The 1,564-nt window shown below is 64.1% G+C and carries 4 protein-coding genes; 1 reads left to right on the plus strand and 3 read right to left on the minus strand.

Annotated features, from left to right (window positions below; genetic code table 11):
- Nucleotide 1: 1 nt before the first annotated feature.
- On the plus strand, nucleotides 2-178 hold the full coding sequence (locus AYR66_RS06820) for a benzoate/H(+) symporter BenE family transporter (protein WP_088706891.1): 177 nt from the start codon (nucleotides 2-4) through the stop codon (nucleotides 176-178).
- A gap of 1 nt (nucleotide 179) precedes the next feature.
- Here the strand turns inward: AYR66_RS06820 and AYR66_RS06825 are convergent, their stop codons facing one another.
- The 3 genes from AYR66_RS06825 to AYR66_RS06835 all read right to left on the minus strand — a co-directional run.
- The gene (locus AYR66_RS06825; protein WP_088706892.1) at nucleotides 180-491 is read right to left on the minus strand and encodes a cupin domain-containing protein; all 312 of its coding nucleotides are present in this window, start codon (nucleotides 489-491) and stop codon (nucleotides 180-182) included.
- Nucleotides 488-979 (minus strand): DUF3291 domain-containing protein, encoded by a 492-nt coding sequence (locus AYR66_RS06830; protein ID WP_088706893.1) that lies wholly within the window; start codon nucleotides 977-979, stop codon nucleotides 488-490. Before AYR66_RS06830 ends, AYR66_RS06825 begins: the two co-directional genes overlap by 4 nt.
- A gap of 4 nt (nucleotides 980-983) precedes the next feature.
- A partial coding sequence (locus AYR66_RS06835; RefSeq protein ID WP_141104179.1) for a zinc-binding dehydrogenase occupies nucleotides 984-1,564 on the minus strand: 581 nt, incomplete at its 5' end.

Consider the following 1,564-nt stretch of genomic DNA (forward strand, 5'->3'; position numbering starts at 1 on the left):
CTTGGCTGCGGCGATGTCCAGTGAACGCGAACGTGAACCGGCGCTCGTCACTTTTCTGGTGACCGTTTCCGGGGTCACGCTGTTCGGCATCGGCGCGGCATTCTGGGGACTGGTTGCGGGCGTTGTCGCGATGCTGGCGTTGCACGGCGGCAAGCGCGCGGTTGCGGCGGGCAAGTAAGCTACACGCTGCCTTCCTTTTCGATCACAAGGATGCGCGCTGCGCCGCGCGGATGGGCCACGTGCTCGCAGCCGACGCCGGCGAAGAACACGTCGCCGGTTCGCAGTTCGGCGACATGTTCTTCACCATCCTTGCGGTAATGCATGTCGACCGTGCCGTCGAGCACGGCAAAGACTTCCTCGCCGTCGTTCACATGCCACTTGTACGGCGCATCGGTCCAGTGCAGGCGTGTGGTGACCCCGTTCATGCTGGCAATGGGGAGCGCGCTCCAGGCACGCTCGGCGGTGAATTCGCGGCTGCGGATAACTTTCATTGTGTGGTCTCTTTGAATGCGTCGCAACGGACGATGGTGCCGGGCGCGCGGGAAACGGCGGCAAAGGTGAAGGCGAATTCGCTCTCGCCGTTGAGCTGCAGGTACTGCAGGCGCTCCTTCGCTTCCGCGATCGTCGGGATGTGACCGGGCGCGACCCACCATAACGCCATATAGGCATCGCCGAAGCGCGCGAACCACTCCTTGCGCTGCCGCATCACCTGCGCATGCGCGCTCTTGTAGACGAACTGCTTCAGGTCTTCCGGCGATTCCCAGACCGACAGGTTGATCAGGATGCGCGCATCGTCGTAGGGCTGGAGCGCGGTGGCGTTCCCCTCGTCGGTCTTGAGCCGCCACACGAAACCGGGGCTGGATTCGGCGAGGGCATTGATCTCGTCGAGGCGGGCAACGAAGCCGGCCATGACCGGTTCATCGATTGCGCCGAGTGCGCGGGCGACGTTCACCTGCGCGAGGTGGCAAGTATGTTTCATGGGATCAGTCGATGGACAGAACGATGTTGCCGACGGCCTTGCCGCTTTCCACGAGTTCGTGCGCTTCCGTGATGCGATCCAGGGGCAGGCGCGCGGCGATGTTGTGGATGAGTGCGTTGTCTTGCAGCAGCGCCGTCAGTCCCGACAATGCCGCCTTGCGGTCTTCCGGCGACAGGTTGTAGACGATGAAAAAGCGCAGGCGAATATTCTTGAGGATGGACGGGAAAAACGGAATCGCGACTTCCGGACTGCTGCTGCCGTACACCACGAGGTCGCCTTCCGGCTTGAGCATTGCAATGTCCTTGGCCGCATTGGCGCCGAAGTCGACTTCGATGATGCGGTCAACGCCGCTGCCGCCGGTGGCCTCGAGTACGGCGGCAGTGAGGTCGCTTGCCTTGTAATTGATGGTGACGTCGGCACCGGCGGCCTTGGCGAGGGCGGCCTTCTCATCGCCGCTCACGGTCGCGATCACCTGCGCCGCGCCGGCCAGCTTCGCCATCTGCACCGCGTAGTGGCCGACCGCGCCGGCGCCACCGGCCACCAGCACGCGCTTGCCCGCCACGCCGCCATCCATGTGCACCGCAT

Origin of the sequence: Noviherbaspirillum denitrificans, from assembly GCF_002211445.1 — a bacterium.
In the GTDB taxonomy this organism is placed as follows: Bacteria; Pseudomonadota; Gammaproteobacteria; order Burkholderiales; family Burkholderiaceae_D; genus Noviherbaspirillum; species Noviherbaspirillum denitrificans.

Bases quoted from the DNA above. Each gene is read 5' to 3' on its own strand.
- AYR66_RS06830 (WP_088706893.1), bottom strand. From the start codon at position 979: ATGAAACATACTTGCCACCTCGCGCAGGTGAACGTCGCCCGCGCACTC.
- AYR66_RS06825 (WP_088706892.1), bottom strand. From the start codon at position 491: ATGAAAGTTATCCGCAGCCGCGAATTCACCGCCGAGCGTGCCTGGAGC.